General features: G+C 68.7%; 16 protein-coding genes. 11 read left to right on the top strand and 5 right to left on the bottom strand.

Translation table 11 applies throughout. The features are described from left to right. Positions 1–9: 9 nt before the first annotated feature. Together L8F96_RS03915 and L8F96_RS03910 are read right to left on the bottom strand one after the other, a co-directional pair. Positions 10–321 (bottom strand): hypothetical protein, encoded by a 312-nt coding sequence (locus L8F96_RS03915; protein ID WP_125944286.1) that lies wholly within the window; start codon positions 319–321, stop codon positions 10–12. Beyond that, entirely contained in the window at positions 321–539 is a 219-nt protein-coding gene (locus L8F96_RS03910) for a hypothetical protein (RefSeq protein WP_046409226.1), read from the bottom strand. Before L8F96_RS03910 ends, L8F96_RS03915 begins: the two co-directional genes overlap by 1 nt. Before the next feature lie 87 nt (positions 540–626). Between L8F96_RS03910 and L8F96_RS03905 the strand changes: the two genes are divergently transcribed. Beyond that, positions 627–1,247, top strand: coding sequence for a S24 family peptidase (locus L8F96_RS03905; protein WP_334655151.1), 621 nt, complete (start codon positions 627–629; stop codon positions 1,245–1,247). A gap of 29 nt (positions 1,248–1,276) precedes the next feature. Here the strand turns inward: L8F96_RS03905 and L8F96_RS03900 are convergent, their stop codons facing one another. After that, positions 1,277–1,450, bottom strand: coding sequence for a hypothetical protein (locus tag L8F96_RS03900; RefSeq protein ID WP_164518823.1), 174 nt, complete (start codon positions 1,448–1,450; stop codon positions 1,277–1,279). A gap of 123 nt (positions 1,451–1,573) precedes the next feature. Between L8F96_RS03900 and L8F96_RS03895 the strand changes: the two genes are divergently transcribed. From L8F96_RS03895 to L8F96_RS03855, 9 genes are all read left to right on the top strand, one after another. Then, complete coding sequence (locus L8F96_RS03895) at positions 1,574–1,783, top strand: hypothetical protein (RefSeq protein WP_046409229.1); 210 nt, start codon at positions 1,574–1,576, stop codon at positions 1,781–1,783. Positions 1,784–1,832: 49 nt separating this feature from the next. Beyond that, the gene (locus L8F96_RS03890; protein WP_334655150.1) at positions 1,833–3,788 is read left to right on the top strand and encodes an autotransporter assembly complex protein TamA; all 1,956 of its coding nucleotides are present in this window, start codon (positions 1,833–1,835) and stop codon (positions 3,786–3,788) included. After that, on the top strand, positions 3,788–7,900 hold the full coding sequence (locus L8F96_RS03885; protein ID WP_334655149.1) for a translocation/assembly module TamB domain-containing protein: 4,113 nt from the start codon (positions 3,788–3,790) through the stop codon (positions 7,898–7,900). Before L8F96_RS03890 ends, L8F96_RS03885 begins: the two co-directional genes overlap by 1 nt. Positions 7,901–7,985: 85 nt before the next feature. After that, positions 7,986–8,588 carry a polysaccharide biosynthesis/export family protein gene (locus L8F96_RS03880; protein ID WP_231621929.1) on the top strand — a complete coding sequence of 201 codons (603 nt, stop codon included), beginning with the start codon at positions 7,986–7,988 and terminating at the stop codon, positions 8,586–8,588. Between the two features lie 79 nt (positions 8,589–8,667). After that, positions 8,668–9,936, top strand: a complete 1,269-nt coding sequence (locus tag L8F96_RS03875) for an outer membrane beta-barrel protein (RefSeq protein WP_334655148.1) — start codon at positions 8,668–8,670, stop codon at positions 9,934–9,936. Positions 9,937–9,952: 16 nt separating this feature from the next. After that, positions 9,953–12,073, top strand: coding sequence for a GumC family protein (locus L8F96_RS03870; RefSeq protein ID WP_334655146.1), 2,121 nt, complete (start codon positions 9,953–9,955; stop codon positions 12,071–12,073). 206 nt (positions 12,074–12,279) lie between these two features. Beyond that, positions 12,280–12,555, top strand: a complete 276-nt coding sequence (locus L8F96_RS03865) for a PadR family transcriptional regulator (protein ID WP_197075509.1) — start codon at positions 12,280–12,282, stop codon at positions 12,553–12,555. Positions 12,556–12,806: 251 nt separating this feature from the next. Then, on the top strand, positions 12,807–13,730 hold the full coding sequence (locus L8F96_RS03860) for a hypothetical protein (RefSeq protein WP_334655144.1): 924 nt from the start codon (positions 12,807–12,809) through the stop codon (positions 13,728–13,730). Between the two features lie 4 nt (positions 13,731–13,734). Then, positions 13,735–14,667, top strand: a complete 933-nt coding sequence (locus tag L8F96_RS03855; RefSeq protein ID WP_334655142.1) for an alpha/beta hydrolase-fold protein — start codon at positions 13,735–13,737, stop codon at positions 14,665–14,667. 359 nt (positions 14,668–15,026) lie between these two features. Here the strand turns inward: L8F96_RS03855 and L8F96_RS03850 are convergent, their stop codons facing one another. Next, the gene (locus L8F96_RS03850) at positions 15,027–16,424 is read right to left on the bottom strand and encodes a sugar transferase (RefSeq protein ID WP_136450665.1); all 1,398 of its coding nucleotides are present in this window, start codon (positions 16,422–16,424) and stop codon (positions 15,027–15,029) included. Between the two features lie 312 nt (positions 16,425–16,736). Here L8F96_RS03850 and L8F96_RS03845 point away from each other — a divergent pair, with 312 nt between their 5' ends. Further along, positions 16,737–16,976, top strand: a complete 240-nt coding sequence (locus tag L8F96_RS03845; RefSeq protein WP_334655141.1) for a hypothetical protein — start codon at positions 16,737–16,739, stop codon at positions 16,974–16,976. Between the two features lie 28 nt (positions 16,977–17,004). Here the strand turns inward: L8F96_RS03845 and trpS are convergent, their stop codons facing one another. Beyond that, positions 17,005–18,012, bottom strand: coding sequence for a tryptophan--tRNA ligase (gene trpS, locus L8F96_RS03840; RefSeq protein WP_334655139.1), 1,008 nt, complete (start codon positions 18,010–18,012; stop codon positions 17,005–17,007). Between the last annotated feature and the right edge of the window lie 5 nt (positions 18,013–18,017).

Raw genomic sequence — 18,017 nt, 5'->3', positions numbered from 1 at the left:
TCGCGCGGGCTACGCGCGATCCACCGTCACCGCCTCGATCCGCGCCTGCCATTGCCCGTCCTGCTCACGCGCCCCCGTCACCGACAGCCCGGCAAGCAGGCAGCCCGGCAGCGCCACGTCCACATCCTCCACCCGCGACAGCCACTCGCGCGCCGCGTCTCCCGCAGGGGTCGTCAGCGTCATCGCATGCCGCTCTCCGGCAAAGGTGGCGCTATACCAGGGCGCCGACCCCATCGGTTCGATCGTCACCGACAGGCGCCGCTGCGCCGCCGATGCGTGCAGCGCGCGCTCGATCAGCGCCGCCGGCGCAGGGCCGCGCATCAATTCGCCTCCGCTTCGTGGCCGTTGGCGGCAATCGGCACGTCCGCCGCAGCCTCGCGCAGCGCCGCCTCGACGCGCGCGCGCATCTTCGGTCCCGGCGTGCGCCCGCGCCGCAAGTCGTGGACCAGCCGGGGGTCATTCACCACGCGCCGGCCAAAGGTGGTCGGCGGAATTCCCGTCCGCCGCAGGTAGCAATCGATCTGGGTGAGGAGGGACATGGCAAGCTCCTGAGTCGCTTATGTTCCACTTTCGTTCTCTCAACTTTTCCAACTTGTCTAGGAAAAATCCTAGATTACAAGGATGGCATGGCGGAAACGGTGGCCCAGACGGTTGAGCGGCTCGCGGCAGCGCGCGGGATCAGCCTGTCGGAACTGTCCCGGCTGCTCGGGCGCAACCTTGCCTATCTTCAGCAATTCGTCCGCCGGGGGACGCCGCGTCGTCTGGCGGAGGCCGACCGCCGCGTGCTGGCGCAATTCTCCGGCGTCGATGAAACACTGCTCGGCGGCACCGCCGCGCCCGAGGCGCCGCTGGTATCCGTCCCTTATCTCACCGTCGCCGCCTCGGCCGGCGCGGGGCAGGCGACGGGGGAGGAGCGGGCGATCCGCCACGAGGCGTTCGGCGCGCGGCTGTTGCGCGACGCCGGCATCACCCCCGCTGCCGCCTCGCTCATCGATGCGGTGGGCGATTCGATGGCACCCACCATCCTGGCTGGTGACCGCCTGCTGGTCGACCGCAGCGATGTCGCACTCACCAGCGACGCCATCTTCGTGGTGCGCCGCGGCGATGAACTGTTGGTGAAACGGGTGCGGCGGGACGGCGCCGGCCTGACGCTGCTCAGCGACAATCCCGATTATGCGCCGCTATCGTGCGCAAGGGGGGAGGCTGACGTGATCGGCCGCGTCCGCCTGCTACTGCGTGAACCCTGATCGCCGGTGGCTGCCGCGCATCACGCGTTTCAGCCGCGATCCTTCAGCCACATGGCAACCGCGATCGCACTGCCGATCGCCAGCCCGGCGAGAAAGCCGATCGATGGCTGCCCGACGAGCAACCCGATGACAGTGCCGGCCAGCAAGCCAACGGCAATCAGGAATCCGCCGGCATTGCCCGGGCGCTTGAGGGGATCGGCCATGACGCGAGCCTTGCCACGCCGCACCGCACGCTGCCAAGCGGCAAACCGTTAACCCTCGCCGTTCACGCCCGGGGAGGACGTTGCGCGGTAGCGCGGCCGCGTCATTCGCAACGGGGCGCCACCTTGTCATCCTTGTACCTCGCCGACCGCCAACTGGTGTCTGACGCCGCCGCGCTGATCCATCGTTTCGGCACTTATGCTGCGGACGAGGCGGCACGTCGCGCCGATCGCAGCCGCACCGTCGGCAACGTGATCCACTTCTGCCGCTGGCGTCAAGTCGAACGGTTGGTGCGGGTGCTTGCGACCGATCAACGCCTGGGCACGCTGCACTGAGCGTCACGCCGCATTGCCGCCCGGCGGCGGACGGCTTACGGCAGGGTCAATGGACGGGCGTAGGGCGCTGATCGCTGGGGCAGGTCTGATCGCGTCGATCGTCTCGGCGCCGGCTGGCGCGCAGCAAGCGGCCGGGACCGCTCGCGCGCCTGCGCTTCCTGCGGAACAGCCGATCGATCCCGCCGCGCCGCTCGCCGACATGCCCGATATTGGCGTGGCCTGGCCGGAACTGCCGCCGCAGACCCCCGCCGCCCAACAGGCGACCGCCGCGCAAACCGGCGAGACACGCTATGCGTGGCGCATCGACGGGCTCGACGACATGGCCTCGCCGCTCCTGCGCGAACGCTTCGCCGCTTTGTCGGTGCTCGACCAGAACGATGGTGAGGCCGCCAACGCCGCGCAACTCGATCGCCGCGCGCGCGAGGATTCGACGCTGCTCGTCACGCTGCTGCGCGCGCAGGGCTATTATGATGCGGAGGTCGAACCCCGCATCGACACCGTCGATGGCCGTCCGCTGGTCATCCTCACCGCGACACCGGGGCCGATCTACCGGCTGAAGGAGGTGACGATCGATGGCGTCGCGGCGGCGGGGGACAAGGCGACCGCGCTGCGCGATGCCTTTGGCGTCAAGCCTGACGACCCCGTCGACGCCGATCGCATCACCACCGGAGAGGCGAAGCTGCGCGTCGAGGCGGGGGAACAAGGCTTTCCCTTCGCCAAGGTGGGCGAACCCGAGGTGACGATCGACCGCGAGGCGCGCACCGCCACGCTCGACATCAGCGTCGATCCCGGCACCGCGCGCGTCTTCGGGCAGATCCGCGCCAATCCGAACAATCGCGTGTTCGATGCCGAACATGTGCAGGAAATCGCCCGCTTCGAACCCGGGAAGCCTTATTACGCCCCCGCGCTGGACGATCTGCGCCGCGCATTGGTGCAGACCGGGCTGGTGTCGGTGGCGGAGGTCACCCCGGTACCCGGCACCACGCCCGACACGGTCGACATCGATGTCCGCCTCGAACCTGCCCCGCCGCGCACCATTGCGGGCGAAATCGGCTATGGCACCGGCGAAGGCGCGCGCGTCGAGGCGAGCTGGACTCACCGCAACCTGTTCCCGCCCGAAGGCGCGCTGACGCTCCGTTCGGTGCTCGGCACGCGCGAGCAGCTCGGCGCGGTCACCTTCCGCCGCAACAATTTCAAGGGCCGCGACCGGGTGCTGACGGCGCAGATCAGCGCAGCGCACACCAATCGCGAAGCCTATGAGGCGAACACCTTCTCGCTCTCCGGCAGCCTCGAACGCCAGACCAACATCTTCTTCCAGAAGACGTGGACCTGGTCGCTCGGCGCCGAGCTGGTGGCGTCCGACGAACGCGACGTGATCGTCTCGACCGGGGAGCCGCGCCGCCGCACCTTCTTCATCGCCGCCGCGCCGACCAGCCTCGTCTATGACGGCTCCGACGACCTCCTGAACCCGACGCGGGGCTTCCGCCTCGGCGGCCGCTTCAGCCCGGAGGTATCGCTCCAAGGTTCGGCCTTCGGCTATGCGCGGACCCAGGTCGATGCCAGCGCCTATAAATCGGTCAGCGATGGCGTGGTGCTGGCGGGGCGCATCCGGCTCGGCACGATCGTCGGTGCGCCGCGTGATGCGATCGCGCCGTCCCGCCGCTTCTACGCCGGCGGCGGCGCCTCGGTGCGCGGCTATGGCTATCAGCTGATCGGCCCGCGCGATCCCAACAATGATCCGATCGGCGGGCGCAGCCTCGCCGAATTCGCCATCGAAGGCCGGATCAAGGCATTCGGCGACTTCGGCATCGTGCCCTTCTTCGACGGGGGCAACATCTACACCTCCGCGCTGCCCGACTTCTCCGGCCTGCGCTACGGTGCCGGCGTGGGCGTGCGCTATTACAGCAACTTCGGCCCGATCCGCGTCGACGTCGGCACCCCGCTCAATCCGCAGCCGGGCGATTCGCGCGTCGCGGTCTATGTCTCGCTCGGGCAGGCGTTCTGATGCGGCTGTGGCGCTGGGCCCTCGGCGGGATCGTCGCACTCGCCACGATCATCCTCGCCAGCCTGTGGATCGTCGACACCGATGTCGGCCACCGCTGGGTCGCGCAGCGGATCAACGCCGCACGGCCGGCGAACGGGCTGCGCATCACCGTCGGCCGGATCGACGGCTCGCTCTTTGGCGCTGCCGTGCTGCGCGACGTGAAGGTCCACGATCCCGAGGGGCTGGTATTCGCTGCGCCGCGCGCCAACCTCGACTGGCGGCCCTTCGCCTGGCTCTCCAACCGGCTGGAGATCCGCTCGCTCGATATTCCGGTCGCCATGCTGGCGAAACTGCCCCGGCCGCGCCCGACTGGCCGGCACGGGCCGATCCTGCCCGATTTCGACATCGTGATCGGCCGTTTGTCGCTCGATCGGCTCGTGGTCGCGCCCAAGGTGACCGGGGCATTGCGCTACGGCCGCATTGCGGGCCGCGCCGATATCCGCAACGGCAATGCCCTCGTCGCGCTTGATGCACTGGTCGAGGGGAGCGATCAGCTCCGCCTGCGCATTGACGCTGCGCCGGATCGCAATCGCTTCGATATCGACGTGCGCGCCCGCGGCACCGCCAACGGCGTGCTGGCGCGGCTTTCCGGCATCCGCCGGCCGCTGTCGCTCGACATCGCCGGCGACGGCCGCTGGGCCAATTGGCAGGGCCGCGCTGTGGCCCGCGCCGGCGACGCACAGATCGTCGATCTCGCGCTTGGCAACCGCGCCGGCGCCTACACCCTCGGCGGGACGCTGGCCCCCAGCAGCATTACCCGCGGCAAGCTTCAGCGCCTCTCCGCGCCGCGCGTACGCGTCGAGGGCGCCGGCACCTTCGTCAATCGCCGGCTCGACGGCCGACTGTCCGCCCGCTCGTCGGCGCTCGCGATCGAGGCCACCGGCATTGCCGATCTGGGCGAAAGCGCGTGGCGCAACCTGCGCATCCGCGCGCGTCTGCTGCGGCCCGCGGCGCTGTTCCCCAACATGAGCGGCCGTGACGTGGAGCTTCGCGCCGTGCTCGACGGGCGCTTCGCCACCGCCAGCTTCGACTATCGCGTCACCGCGCCGCGCCTCGCCTTCGACAATACCGGGTTCGAACAGGCGCGGCTGGCGGGGAAGGGGCGGCTGTCCGCCTCACCGATCGCGCTGCCGGTCCGCTTCACCGCGGCGCGCGTGACCGGCGTCGGCGATGTTGCCGGGGGAATCCTGCGCAATTTGTCGGTCGACGGCATCCTGCGCGTGACATCCACGACGCTCACCGGCGACGACCTTCGCCTGCGCTCCGACAAGCTGACCGGCCGGATCAGCCTGCTCGTCGATCTGCGCACCGGCATCTATCAGGTCGGCCTGAACGGCGCGCTGGGCCGCTATCTTATCCCGGGCCTCGGCGTCGTCGACGTTACCTCGCGGCTGCGCGTGGTGCCGGGCCCGGGTGGGCGCGGCACGCGGGTGATCGGCGATGGCAGCGCGCAGATGGTCCGCCTCGACAATGGCTTCTTCCGCAGTCTGGCCGGGGGACTGCCGCGTATCGTCACTGGGCTGGAACGCACGCCCGACGGTATCCTCCATTTCCGCAATCTGGTGCTCACTGGCCCGTCGATCCGACTGGTCGGCAATGGCTACCGCCGCCGTGACGGTACCTTCGTCTTCGCCGGCGCCGGCCAGCAGGCACAATATGGCCCCGTCGCGCTGAAGCTCGACGGCCGCATCGAACGCCCGACGCTCGACCTTCAGTTCCGCCGGCCCAATGACGCCTTGGGGCTGCAGGATGTGCGGCTTCATCTCGATCCCACCGCGCAAGGTTTCACCTTCACCGCCGCCGGTCAGTCACGCCTCGGGCCATTCGATGGCGCCGGTGACATCCTGTTGCCCCGCGGCGCCGACGCGCAGATCGCGGTCCAGCGCCTCGATGTTAGCGGCACGCGCGCGAGCGGCATGGTCACCATCGTCGATGACGGCTTCGACGGTCGGCTCGCGGTCAGCGGCGGCGGGATCGATGGAGAGGTCGTGCTCCGCCCGGTCAACGCGGTGCAGCGGATCGAGACCCGGCTGGCGCTGCGCAACGCCCAACTCGTCGGCGGCGCGACGCTGCGCCAGGGGCGGATCGATCTGGCGATCATGCTCGACCCTGCCGGCACCACGCTGGAGGGGACGTTCAACGGCACCGGCTTGCGTCGTGGCCCGCTCAGCCTCGCGCGCTTCGCCGCCAATGCGCAGCTGCGCGACGGCTTGGGGCAGGTGCGGCTCGCCATCGCCGGCTCGCGCGGGCGATCGTTCGACCTGCAGAGCGTCGTGGACGTGACCCCCGACAGCTATCGCATCGTGGCGCAGGGCACGGTCGATCGCCGCCCGCTGCGCCTCGATGCGCCCGCGGTGGTGACCCGCGATGGCGATGGCTGGCGGCTGGCGCCGGCGACGATCGCCTTCGCCGGCGGCACCGCCACCGTCGGCGGCCGCTTCACCACCGACAGCAACATGATCGACGCCAGCCTGTCGCAGATGCCGCTCGCGGTGCTCGACATCGTGTCGCCCGGGCTTGGCCTTGGCGGCACCGCCTCGGGCAAGATCAGCTATGCCAGCACCACCGGCAGCGCGCCGACCGGCCGGATCGACATGGCGGTCAGCGGCCTGACGCGCTCCGGCCTGCTGGTGTCCTCCAACCCGATCGACATGGCGGTGGCCGGCGTCCTCACCGCCGATCGCGCCGGTATCCGCGCGGTGGTCGGCAGCGGCGGGCGGACGATCGGCCGCGGCCAAGCGCTGCTGCGCCTTGCACCGGGCGACATCACCACCCGCTTCGCGAATGCCGGCGTGTTCGGCCAGCTCCGCTACGAAGGTCCGGCCGACACCCTGTGGCGGCTGACCCGGCTCGAGCTGTTCGACCTCTCCGGCCCCGTCGCCATCGCCGCCGACGTGACTGGAACGCTCGCCGATCCCGCCATTCGCGGCTCCGTGCAGGCAAAGGGCGCGCGGATCGAAAGCGCCACCACCGGCACGGTGTTGACCGATGTGCAGGCGGGCGGCCGCTTCTCCGGCTCCTTGCTGTCGATCGACCAGTTCACCGCCAATGCCGGGCGCGAGGGCAAGGTGACGGGCACCGGCAGGTTCGACTTTGCGGCGCGCGGCGGCATCGGCCTTGACCTGACGCTCAACGCCAATCGCGCGGTGATGATCAACCGCGACGACATTGGCGCCACCGTCACCGGGCCGTTGCGCTTCCAGTCGACCGGCCGCGGCGGTACCATCTCGGGCGCGGTGAAGCTCGATCGCAGCCGCTACCGGCTGGGCCAGGCGACCGCCGCCAGCGCGGTGCCGCGCCTCAAGATAAGGGAGATCAACGAACCGGGCGGCGGCAGCGACGTCACCACCCCGCCCGCCCCGTGGCAGCTCGATATCCGCGCGCGCGCCAGCGATCAGTTGCTCGTCACGGGTCTAGGCCTCACCAGCGAATGGTCCGCCGACCTCGCGATCGGCGGCGCGCCGGACAATCCGGCAATCACCGGCCGGGCCGATCTCGTCCGCGGCGACTACGAATTCGCCGGGCGTGAATTTGAGCTGTCGCGCGGCGTCATCCGCTTCGCTGGCGAAGTGCCCGCCAATCCCGCCCTCGATATCGAGGCGGATGCCAACACGACCGGGCTCAACGCGTCGATCCGCGTGACCGGCGTCGCGCTGAAGCCCGAAATCACCTTCAGCAGCACGCCCGCGCTGCCGCAGGACGAACTGCTTTCGCGGCTGTTGTTCGGCACGTCGATCACCAATCTGTCCGCGCCCGAGGCGCTTCAGCTCGCCGCCGCGGTCGCAGCGCTGCGGGATGGCGACGGCGGGCTCAATCCGATCAACGCGGTGCGCCGCGCGGCGGGGCTGGACCGGTTGCGCATCCTTCCCGCCGATCCGCAAACCGGGCAGAGCACGTCGATCGCCGCCGGCAAATATGTGACGCGCCGGCTCTATGCGGAGATCGTCACCGACGGTCAGGGCTATTCCGCCACCCGCGTCGAATATCAGGTCACCCGCTGGCTATCGCTGTTGTCCAGCATTTCCACGCTCGGCCGGCAAAGCGCGAACGTTCGCATCTCGCGCGACTATTGATCCGCCAACCCCTGTTTATCCGGCAGTCCCAGGCTGCGGCGCGTCGTTGCGTCGACCCTTTTCCTGTGCAAGCGTCGCCGAAACAATGATTTACGCGAACGGGGGCGCGATGATCGGCCGGGCAGCACTTCTTTTCGGCATCCTCTCGCTATGCGGCGCCTGTGCCGAACAGGGGGAGGGGCCGGTGCTCTCCTCCGGCGACCGCTACGTCGCAGCCGAGGCGCTGACGGCGGACTATCGACTCGGCACCGGGGACAAGGTGAAGGTCAGCGTTTACAATGAACCCGGGCTCAGCGGCGAATATTGGATCAATCCCGACGGCACATTGTCGCTGCCGCTGATCGGCAGCGTCCCGGCGCGGGACAAACCGGTGGCCGAAGTCGCGGCGGAGGCACGGGCGCGGCTCGCCGACGGTTATCTGCGCGAACCGATCGTCGCGATGGAGGTGGTCGCCTTTCGCCCCTTCTACATCATGGGGGAGGTCGCGGCACCCGGCCAATATCCTTATGCCAGCGGCATGACCGCGATGAACGCCGTCGCGCTCGCCCGCGGGTTCACGCCGCGCGCCAACCGCGCCGTGGTCCGCATCCGGGGGGAGGGGACTGCAGCAGAAGTGAATTATCGCCTGACCCCCGAATTGATCGTGCGGCCTGGCGACACGCTGCGCATCGGTGAACGCTTCTTCTGAAGACCCGCGAAAGGGTGTTGCATTGCGCACGCGTTAACCACACTATCTGCTTGGTTTCGGGGGGGATCATGCATTGTGGATGGGGCGGCTGGGGGGCGCGTTGCTCGCGCTTGCCACGGCATTCGCGGCGCAGGGCGCGCGGGCGCAGGACGGGCTCATCGTGTCCGCGGCGATCCCGCAAGGGGTCGATCGCGGCCGCAACCTCAGCGTCGCCCAGCGCCTTCGTCCCGCCTACACCCCCAGCGGCGCGCGGATCGGCGGGCTGATGATCTTTCCCCGCCTGCGCACGGCGGCAGGGGGCACGTCCAACAGCTATCTCGCGCCCAGCAATGGCCGCCCATCCGCCTTCGTATCGTTGGCGCCCGCCGTTGAGGTCGCCTCGCTCTGGTCGCGCCACGCGCTGCGGCTGCAGGCCGAGGCGCTCGACCGCCGCTACCTCAATGAATCGCGCCGCAACGAACGCACATGGACGCTGGCGGGGGAGGGGGAACTGGAGCTTGGCGCAACGCTGCGCGCCACCCCGCGTCTCGCAGCGTCGCAACAGGTCGAAGGACCGCTCTCGGGGGAAGTCGATGCGGCGCAGGCGGCCGTGTCGCGCTTCCGCCGCGATCTTGCGTCCGTCCGGGTGCAACATGTCAGCGGCCGCATACGCACCTTCGTCATCGCCGACGCCGCCACCTTCCGCTTCGCGCCCGTTCGCCGGGCCGACGGCACCCGCCTCGATCAAAGCGGCCGTGATCGCGAGGTGATCCGCGTCACCGGCCAGTTCGAATATGCCCGCTCGCCCGCCCTGTCGCTGTTCGTCCAGGCGGGGCACACCACCACCCGCTTCACCGCCCCCGGCCGCGCCCCGCTCGGGTCAGACATGATCCGCCTCGCCGCCGGCCTCAATGTCGATCTCGCGCAGCGCGCGCGCGGCACCATCGCCATCGGCCATGTCGACCGCCACTACATCAGCGGGGAGCATCGCGGCGGGCTGGTCGCGGAAGGCGCGCTGGAGCTGTTCCCGACGCAGCGTCTGACGCTCAGCGCCAAGGCGCGCCGCAGCCTGGAGGACGCGACCTACGGCAATCGCCGGCCCCGGCCGTTCTGGGACGATCGCCTGGCCGCCGGCGTCGACTACGAGCTGCTCGCCAACCTCATCCTGACCGCCACCGCCGACGCGGCCCGCCAGATGGAGATTGCCGCCCCCAACCGGCGCACCATCCGCCGCGTCGGCGCAGGCGCCCGCTACCTCGTCTCGCGCCGGATCACCCTGGACGCCGCGATCGGCCATGTCGTGCGCGACGGCACCGCCACCGCCGCGCGCGAAACACGGGGCCAAACCGGCCTCACCTTTCACCTTTGAGACGTCGGACATACGCATGACGGCTGGCCCCAGGACAGAAGACGACGATCCACCGCTGGCCGACACCCTGGGCTATGCGCGTGATCTGCTCAGCCGGCGCTGGCCGATGCTGGCGGCGGTGACGATCCTCGTCGCAATCATCGGCGCCTTGCTGATCAGCAGCGTCCCGCCCAGCTACACCGCCACCGCGCGCATCCGCCTCGATCCCTCGCGCAATCCGCTGGCCGGCAACGCGCAGGCGCAGCGCAGCGAACTCACTCCCGAAGCGATCGAGACCGAGGTCAGTGCGATACGCTCGCTGGAGTTGGCGACCGGCATCGCGCGATCGTTCGGCCTCTTCGCCGATCCCGACTTCACCGCCACGCTCGATCCCGCCGCCGTCCGTTCGCTGGCGGTGCCGGCGGCGGTGCTGTCGCATCTGTCGGTCGATCGCGCCGCGCTCGCCTTCGTGCTCGACGTGCGCTTCACCGCCGCCGATCCGGTCAAGGCAGCGACGCTCGCGAACGCCTTTGCCGATGGCTATATCGAGCGGCGGACCCAGGGAAAGCTCGGCCATGCGGCGCGCCAGAGCGCCTGGTTCCAGCAGCGGCTGGAGGAACTGGGGCGCGAGGCGAGCGCAGCCGAGACCCGCGCCGCCGAATTCCGCGCGGCGACCGGCATCATCGAAGGCGGATCGGGCGCTGGCCTCGGCACGATCACCGATCAACAGGTCGCGCCGCTCGCCAGCAACCTGGCCAGCGCGGAATCCGACGCGGCCGCCGCCCGCTCGAACCTCGCCGCCGCGCGCATCCCGGTGGCGCATGGCGGGCTCGATGCGGTGTCCGAAGTGCTGGGCTCGGCCGTCATTGCCGACCTGCGTCGCCAGCGCGCCGAGACGCTGCGCAGTCGCGGAGAGGTCGACGCCCGCTATGGCGAGCGGCATCCAGAAAGCATCCGCGTGCGCGACCAGCTCGCCGCGCTCGACAGCCAGCTGGAGGCCGAATCACGCCGCGTCATCGGCGCCTTGCAGGCGAGCGCCGCGGCGACCGATGCCCGCGCCGCCAGCCTGCGCGGGGCACTCGATCGTCTCGAGCAGGAGCGGGCGCGCAGCACGCGAGACTCCGTCACCGCCGCCGCGCTGGAGCGGGAGGCCGCGGCCAAGCGTGCGCTCTACGATCGCATGTCGCAGCTCTCGCTCGACAGCATGCAGAACGCACGATTGGCGATGGCGCAGGCGGAGGTCATCGAACGCGCCGAGCCGCCGCTGCAGCCGGCCGCGCCCGACCGACCGATCCTCTATGCGCTGGCGCTGTTCGGCGGCGTCATCGCCGGGTCGGTGACGATCCTCGCGCTCGACATGGTTGGTGGCGGCTTCGCCTCGGTCGAGCAGATACAGCGGCGGCTGGGGCTGCCGGTGCTCGCGACCGTCCCGGTCGTGGCGCGCGGGCTCAACCCGCTCGATCTGATGCTGGAACGCCCGACGGTGATGTTCGCCGAAAGCTTCCGCGTGGCGCTGGCCGCGCTTGGCCGCGGGGGAGGGGGCAATCGCCGCGACGCCACGCCGCAGGTCATCGCCATCGCCTCGTCGCTGCCGGCGGAGGGCAAGTCGACCTCGGCGATCGCGCTTGCCCGCACCCTCGCGCTGACCGGCACGCGCACCCTGCTGGTCGACTGCGACACGCGGCGCGCCAGTGTGCGCCAGATGGTGCGCGCCCGCGCGCCCGGCGCCGGGCTGCTCGAGGTGCTGCGCGACAAGGCCGCGCTCGACGACGCGATCCAGCCTGGCGATGTCGCGGGGCTCGATCACCTCCTCGTCGCGCGCCCCTCGGCGGCCGGCGGTGAGCTGCTGCGCAACGGCCGGATGGAGGAGCTGCTCGCCACCTTGCGAGCCCGCTACGACCATGTCGTGCTCGATCTTCCCCCAATGGTCGGGCTGGCCGACGGCCGCCTCCTCGCGGCGATGGCCGACGCGACGGTGCTGGTCATCAAGTGGAACAGCACGCCCGTCCCGGCGGCGGTATCGGCGGTCGAATGGCTGCGGCACGACGGCGGCCACCCGGTCGGCGTCCTCTTCACCCAGGTCGACCCCGCCACCCGCGCCGCCGGCGGCATGCACCGCTACGCCAAACGCTACGCCAGCTATTACCCCGCCGATTAGGCCTGCTCGCCGCAGCAGGCGGCGTGCCAGGCGGATCGCCACCGCACCTCATCGGGAAGACAATCGGCTTCTTAAAGCTCGGCCTTGTGAGAATGGCATGTTGGTCCGCACCGGGAGGGCAGGCAAAATCATCGCTTGACGTAAAGTCTACCTAGGTAGACTTCTTGCGTATGTCCCGAAGACGCGCGCTCTCGCCCCACGCCCGAATGGTCCTCGCCGTCCTGCTCGATGCCGACGGCCAATGGTCACACGGCTATGAGCTGGCGCGGCGCGCCGATGTAAAATCCGGCACGCTCTATCCGCTCCTGATCCGTCTGGAGGCGCAAGGCTATCTGGAAGCGGAGTGGCAGCATCCGGCGGAAGGAGGGCGACCGCCGCGGCACGCCTACCGTCTGACGGCGAGCGGCGTGCAACTCGCCCGCGCCAATCCCCCCGCCAATCCGGCGACCTCCACCACACGACCTCAAGAGGCGACCATATGAGCGCCGGCCTCCGCCGCGGTCTGGCCGATCTCGCCTGCCGTGCCTTGCAAGCGACGCTGCCTCCCTCGCTACATTCGTGGGGGTGGGCAATCCGGTGCGAGACGGCCGGCATCCCGAACGACACAGAGGCGCTTCTTTTCGCGCTTCACAGCGTGTGCGGGCTCCTGCCCCGCGCGGTCGCATCGCACCTGCTTAAACCGTTCGCGGCGCTGAGCGGTGAAGGCACGTCGTTCTCCGAACGATCGACCGCCATGACGATCATGGACGCCATGATGCTTCGCCCTCGCGCCCTCGGTATCGCCTGCGCGGTCGGGGCGGTCATTCTCGGCCTTGCCTATATGGTGATCGCCGGTGCGCCGACGCGCTATCTTGGGGTCAACGTCGGCGCGTTGGCGATCGGCCTGGCGGTGCTGGCGCTGCTCGGCCGCACTCTCCCGCTGGACCGCCAATGGATGGGCGGCGCGACGATCGCGATGGCGGGCGCGCTGCTGGCGACGGCTTTCATGGGCAATGAGGTCGAAGGCATATCGCGCTGGGTGCGGCTTGGCGGCTTCGCACTCCAACCGAGCCTGATCCTCCTGCCGGTGATGATTGTCGCCTTCTCACGAAGCCGAAGCGATGTGACGACGGCGGGCGTCATCGCCGCCATTGCCGCGATCGCGCTGCAACCGGACCGGGCGATGGCCGGGATGCTTGTCCTTGGCCTCGCGACACTCGCGATGATCCGCCGTGACCGACATTCCACCGCGGTACTGATCGCAAGCATCGCCGGCTTCGCGGTGACGCTCGCTCGTGCCGATCCCTTGCCGGCGGTGCCGCATGTCGAACAAGTTCTCTACTCGTCCTTCAGCGTTCATGTCGCTGCCGGCCTGGCCGTGCTGGGAGGCTTGGTGATCCTCCTTGTCCCGGCGATCGTCGGTTGGCGGCGCGATTACGGCAACCGTGCGACCTACGCCGCTTTCGGCGCGGTCTGGTTTGCCGCGATCCTGGCGGCAGCCGTCGGCAACTATCCGACGCCGATTGTCGGCTATGGCGGCAGCGCAATCATCGGCTACGCATTGAGCCTGCTGGCATTGCCGAAGCGGGCAGGGGTTGGTGCCAGCGTGGTTTCCCGCGTTCGGGATGAGGCGGACGGCACGCTGTCCGACCGCCACCTGTTCGTCGGGCTGGCCTGATCGCATGTCGGCTTCCACCGATACCAGCAAGCTCCGCCGTGCGGCCCGGCTGATGATGACGCGCCGCTATCTATACTGGCTCATTACCGCGATCATCGCCGCCCTGATCTACTACGCAAGGGGACAGGTCACGCGAACGCGGGGCGCTCAAAAGGTATCGTTCCGCCCGGCGGAGGAAGCGTGCGACACATCGGGGTCGCTTCGGTACTGCGTCTATCGCGATCGGCGTGGGACCAACGGCGATGTCGTCTACCATATGCACGGTCGAAACCTCGACGAACGCATCTGGAACGACGACACCTACATGACGGCTCTGGTCCAGTCGGAATGGCAGCGCCGCCCCGAGCTGCCGCCGACCGTCGTGACCGTCTCCTATGGCTCGACCTGGCTGCTGACCCCCAAGGGAAAGAAGCCCGACAGCGGCCTGCTCGATGATCTGATGACCCGTCTGCCCGCGATCGAGGCGAAGATCGGGCGTCCGCGTCGTCGCCTCCTGGTGGGAGAGTCGATGGGCGGCCTCAACGTGCTGATTGCCGGCCTGTCCTATCCGTCGCGGTTCGCCAAGGTCGCGGCCCTGTGCCCCGGCGTCTATTCGATCTTGCCGTTCGCATCGCTGTCCACGATACGCGCGACGATGCAGCGCACGGGGGCAAACCCCAAGATCGTCTTCGGCGTGTGGATGATGGCGCGCAGATATGCGGCAAACGATGCCGAGTGGCAGCGCATATCGCCGCTCGCCCTGATCAAGCGGGCGGGACCAGCCTATCCGGCGCTCTATCTCTCCAACGGCCTGTATGACGCTTACGGCAACTTCGAGGGCTCCCAGCAGCTTGTCGAAATGGCGCGCCGCCGCGGCGTCACGACACAGTGGCACCCGCTCTATGGCGGGCATTGCGCCACGGACGTGGCATCGCTGGCAGCCTTCCTCTCGTCTTGACCGGCTTCCAGGTCGACAGGTTGAACGGGACGGCCTGGGCAACATCCGTCATTCTGCCGCGCCTGATGCGCTGGCTTTCCCGAGTCCCGTTCCCAATTCCGCTTGCCCGAAACGGGCCATCGGACATGGAGAAAGAGACTGCTGCGCGTTGGTCGATCGGCGGTTTCGGGGTAGTGCCCCGATCTACAGAACGACCTTGATTTGGCACTTTCCGTCAGTCCGCTTTATGAGTCGACGGCTTAGTGTCGCTCCGATCATTGGCTACTCCACATCAGGTCATAGCACCCTGCGATCAGATCACGTCGAGCCGGCACCACCGCCAACGCCAACGCCAACGCCAACGCCAGCGCCAGCGCTGCTCAAAACGCGTTGCGGTGCACCACCACCTTCAACGTCGCGAACAGGATCATGATGTCGCGCATCAGGCTCCATCCGTTGACATATTCCAGGTCGGCGCGAAGCCGGTTGATCAGATCCTCGCGCCGGTGGGTCGCGCCGCGAAAGCCGCGGACCTGTGCCAGGCCGGTCAGTCCGGGCTTGCAGACATGGCGATGATGGTATCGCTGGTCGACTTCCCAGAATAGCTGATCCCCGGCGAGCGAGCCGATGGCGTGCGGACGCGGTCCGACGAAGCTCATGTCGCCGCGCAGGATGTTGAACAGCTGCGGCAGTTCATCGATGCTCGTCGCGCGGATGAAACGGCCGATGCGAGTCACCCGCGCATCGTCGCGCAGCGTCGAAACCCGGCCCTCGCTGTCGCACGCCGCCAGCCGCATGCTGCGGAACTTGTACATGGCGAACAGCCGGTTGCCCTTGCCAACCCGCGTCTGCACGAACAGCGCCGGCCCCTTGCTGTCGATCTTCACCAGCAGCGCGACGGTGATCAGCAGGGGCGCGAGGAAGACGAGCGCCGGGATGACGATGGCAAGGTCCAGCGCACGTTTCAGCAGGCGATCGCGCAGCGGCAGCCCGCCGGCCGATACCAGCACGCAGGCGACGCCGTTGAAGTGGCGGTGGCCGATCACCCCGATCGTGTCGAGTTCCGGGATCAGCAGGCGCGCGGTGACATTGCTGCCCTTCAACACGGTCGACCATGTCGCCCGGCGCGACGGGGGGCAGGCGACGAACACCTCGTCCACGCCGCGCAATTGCCGCGCGAGGCGATCGAGCGCGAGCGGATGGATTGTCGTCTGCGCCGAATCCAGCGGCTCGCTCGCGACGATCTTCAGCCCGGGCGGCAGCGGCACGTCGACCCCATCCAGGATCAGCATGCGGCTGAGCGCGGAGCCCGCGAGCAACCGGTCGCTCCACATGCCGATGACGCTTCGCCCCAGCAGCAGCATCGCCGCCGAGCAGAAGAAGGTCACCATCGCGCTCACCCGGGAGATGGGCGACACTTCCTGCAACAGGAAGGCGATGAAGATCGTCAGCAGGAACGCGGTCAGCAGATTGGCGAACGCGCCCCATGCCGAGGCGCGCCAGCGTTCCAGGGTCGGCGCGCGATAGGTGCGCGTGCCCAGCAGCAGGTAGATCGGCAGGATCGCCGCAAGCAGCGCAGGGTTGCCCAGCGGCAGCCCGCGAAGGGCCGCGATCAGCCGACCCATGCCAAATCCGAACAGCGGCGACAGGATGTCGCAGACGAGCAAGGCCACATACAGCCGCAGCCGCAATGCCCGCTTCCCGTCGCTTGGCGCGCTGATCATATCGACGGGGGTCAGCCAGTCGCGCGCCAAGGGGAAGTCGGACAAAGTCGTCACCCAAACCCCCTTGAACCCTCCAGGTCATGATCTTTCACGCCTGGTTTTGCGATGAACGCTTCAGAAGACGGCCTGATGAACCAGCCCGAATCCCGATCTTATCGTGTCTTATCTTGTCGCACTGGGTGCCTTCTTAGCGGACTGGCGGTCAAGCATCATTCTTCCGCAAGGCCGAAGGATGTATCCAATACGGGGGAAGTATTTGCGATAAGGAAGCGCGCATCACGCGACGCCCCGGGGCTGGAGAAGGTCACGACGCCTTGCGCATTATCTTGTTCTTTACTCGCCTGCGCGATCCCGGCGGCTGCAATAATGGCGTCGCAATGGATGGATGGCCGGATGGCAGGTGAGTTTCACGCTGATACGATCGCTTCGCCGGCCGCTCATGCGGACCCGCGGCACGGCGCAACCGTGCCGCGCCCGGCACCGCTCATCGGCGTCAGGTACGGCGTAACCGCGGCCCGCACGCTCGATCCGGCATGCCTCGGCTTCTGGATCGCGGCGTCGACCTTCCTCTGGTCGCTGATCGCGCTGGTCGTCCTGCTGCTCTGACCGCCAGCAACCAGCCCCCGCCATCACCTCAGGCGAGCAGCCCCATCGCCTTCTGCGCGTCCGCCAGCACCGGCGCGGCAAGATCGCGCGCCTTCTCCGCCCCGCGCGCCAGGATCGCGTCGATCGCCCCGCGATCGTTCAGCAGGCGCAGCATCTCGTCGCGGATCGGGCCTAGCTTCGCCACCGCCAGGTCGGCGAGCGCCGGCTTGAACTGGCCGAAGCCCTGCCCCGCAAATTCCGCCACCACCTCCTCGGGCGTACGATCCGCCAGCGCGGCGAAGATCGTCACCAGGTTGCGCGCCTCGGGCCGCTCGGCCAGCGCCTCCCAGCTGTCCGGCAGCGCGTCGGGATCGGTCTTGGCCTTGCGGAACTTGTCGGCGATCTCGCTGTCGCTATCGATCAGCTTCACCACCGACTGCGCCGACGGGTTGGATTTGGACATTTTGGCCGACGCATCGCGCAGGCTCATGATCCGCGGCGCGGCCTTGCTGATCAGCGGCTCGGGCAGGGTGAACAGCTCGGTCTGATAGTCCTGGTTGAACTTGGTCGCGATGTCGCGCGCCAGCTCCAGATGCTGCTTCTGGTCCTCGCCCACCGGCACGTGGGTGGCGTTATAGAGCAGCACGTCGGCCGCCATCAGCACCGGATAGTCATACAGGCCGACGCTCGCGCCCTCGCGGTTCTTGCCCGCCTTGTCCTTGAACTGCGTCATGCGATTGAGCCAGCCGACCCGCGCGACATTGTTGAGCAGCCAGGCCAGCTCGCTGTGCGCCGGCACGCGCGTCTGGTTGAACAGTGTCGACCGCTCGGGGTCGATCCCGGCGGCGACCAGCGTCGCGGTCATCTCGATCGTGTTGGCGGTCAGCTCGGCCGGCGCGATCCATTCGGTTAGGCCATGAAGGTCGGCGATGAAATACATCGTCTCGCCCCCGGCGGCCTGGATCTCGTCCTGCATCGCCACCCACTGCTTCACCGCGCCCAGGTAATTGCCGAGGTGAAGATTGCCGGTGGGCTTGATGCCGGAAACGACGCGCATTGTGG

Origin of the sequence: Sphingomonas panaciterrae (assembly GCF_036890205.1) — a bacterium.
Taxonomy (GTDB): Bacteria; Pseudomonadota; Alphaproteobacteria; order Sphingomonadales; family Sphingomonadaceae; genus Sphingomonas; species Sphingomonas panaciterrae.
This window is presented reverse-complemented; position numbering and strand designations above follow the sequence as displayed.

What these genes read in the sequence shown, in the direction of transcription:
- L8F96_RS03915 (WP_125944286.1), bottom strand. Translation starts at nt 321, where the DNA reads ATGCGCGGCCCTGCGCCGGCGGCGCTGATCGAGCGCGCGCTGCACGCA.
- L8F96_RS03910 (WP_046409226.1), bottom strand. Translation starts at nt 539, where the DNA reads ATGTCCCTCCTCACCCAGATCGATTGCTACCTGCGGCGGACGGGAATT.
- L8F96_RS03905 (WP_334655151.1), top strand. Translation starts at nt 627, where the DNA reads ATGGCGGAAACGGTGGCCCAGACGGTTGAGCGGCTCGCGGCAGCGCGC.
- L8F96_RS03900 (WP_164518823.1), bottom strand. Translation starts at nt 1,450, where the DNA reads ATGGCCGATCCCCTCAAGCGCCCGGGCAATGCCGGCGGATTCCTGATT.
- L8F96_RS03890 (WP_334655150.1), top strand. Translation starts at nt 1,833, where the DNA reads ATGGACGGGCGTAGGGCGCTGATCGCTGGGGCAGGTCTGATCGCGTCG.
- L8F96_RS03885 (WP_334655149.1), top strand. Translation starts at nt 3,788, where the DNA reads ATGCGGCTGTGGCGCTGGGCCCTCGGCGGGATCGTCGCACTCGCCACG.
- L8F96_RS03880 (WP_231621929.1), top strand. Translation starts at nt 7,986, where the DNA reads ATGATTTACGCGAACGGGGGCGCGATGATCGGCCGGGCAGCACTTCTT.
- L8F96_RS03875 (WP_334655148.1), top strand. Translation starts at nt 8,668, where the DNA reads ATGGGGCGGCTGGGGGGCGCGTTGCTCGCGCTTGCCACGGCATTCGCG.
- L8F96_RS03870 (WP_334655146.1), top strand. Translation starts at nt 9,953, where the DNA reads ATGACGGCTGGCCCCAGGACAGAAGACGACGATCCACCGCTGGCCGAC.
- L8F96_RS03865 (WP_197075509.1), top strand. Translation starts at nt 12,280, where the DNA reads ATGGTCCTCGCCGTCCTGCTCGATGCCGACGGCCAATGGTCACACGGC.
- L8F96_RS03860 (WP_334655144.1), top strand. Translation starts at nt 12,807, where the DNA reads ATGACGATCATGGACGCCATGATGCTTCGCCCTCGCGCCCTCGGTATC.
- L8F96_RS03855 (WP_334655142.1), top strand. Translation starts at nt 13,735, where the DNA reads ATGTCGGCTTCCACCGATACCAGCAAGCTCCGCCGTGCGGCCCGGCTG.
- L8F96_RS03845 (WP_334655141.1), top strand. Translation starts at nt 16,737, where the DNA reads ATGGCGTCGCAATGGATGGATGGCCGGATGGCAGGTGAGTTTCACGCT.
- trpS (WP_334655139.1), bottom strand. Translation starts at nt 18,012, where the DNA reads ATGCGCGTCGTTTCCGGCATCAAGCCCACCGGCAATCTTCACCTCGGC.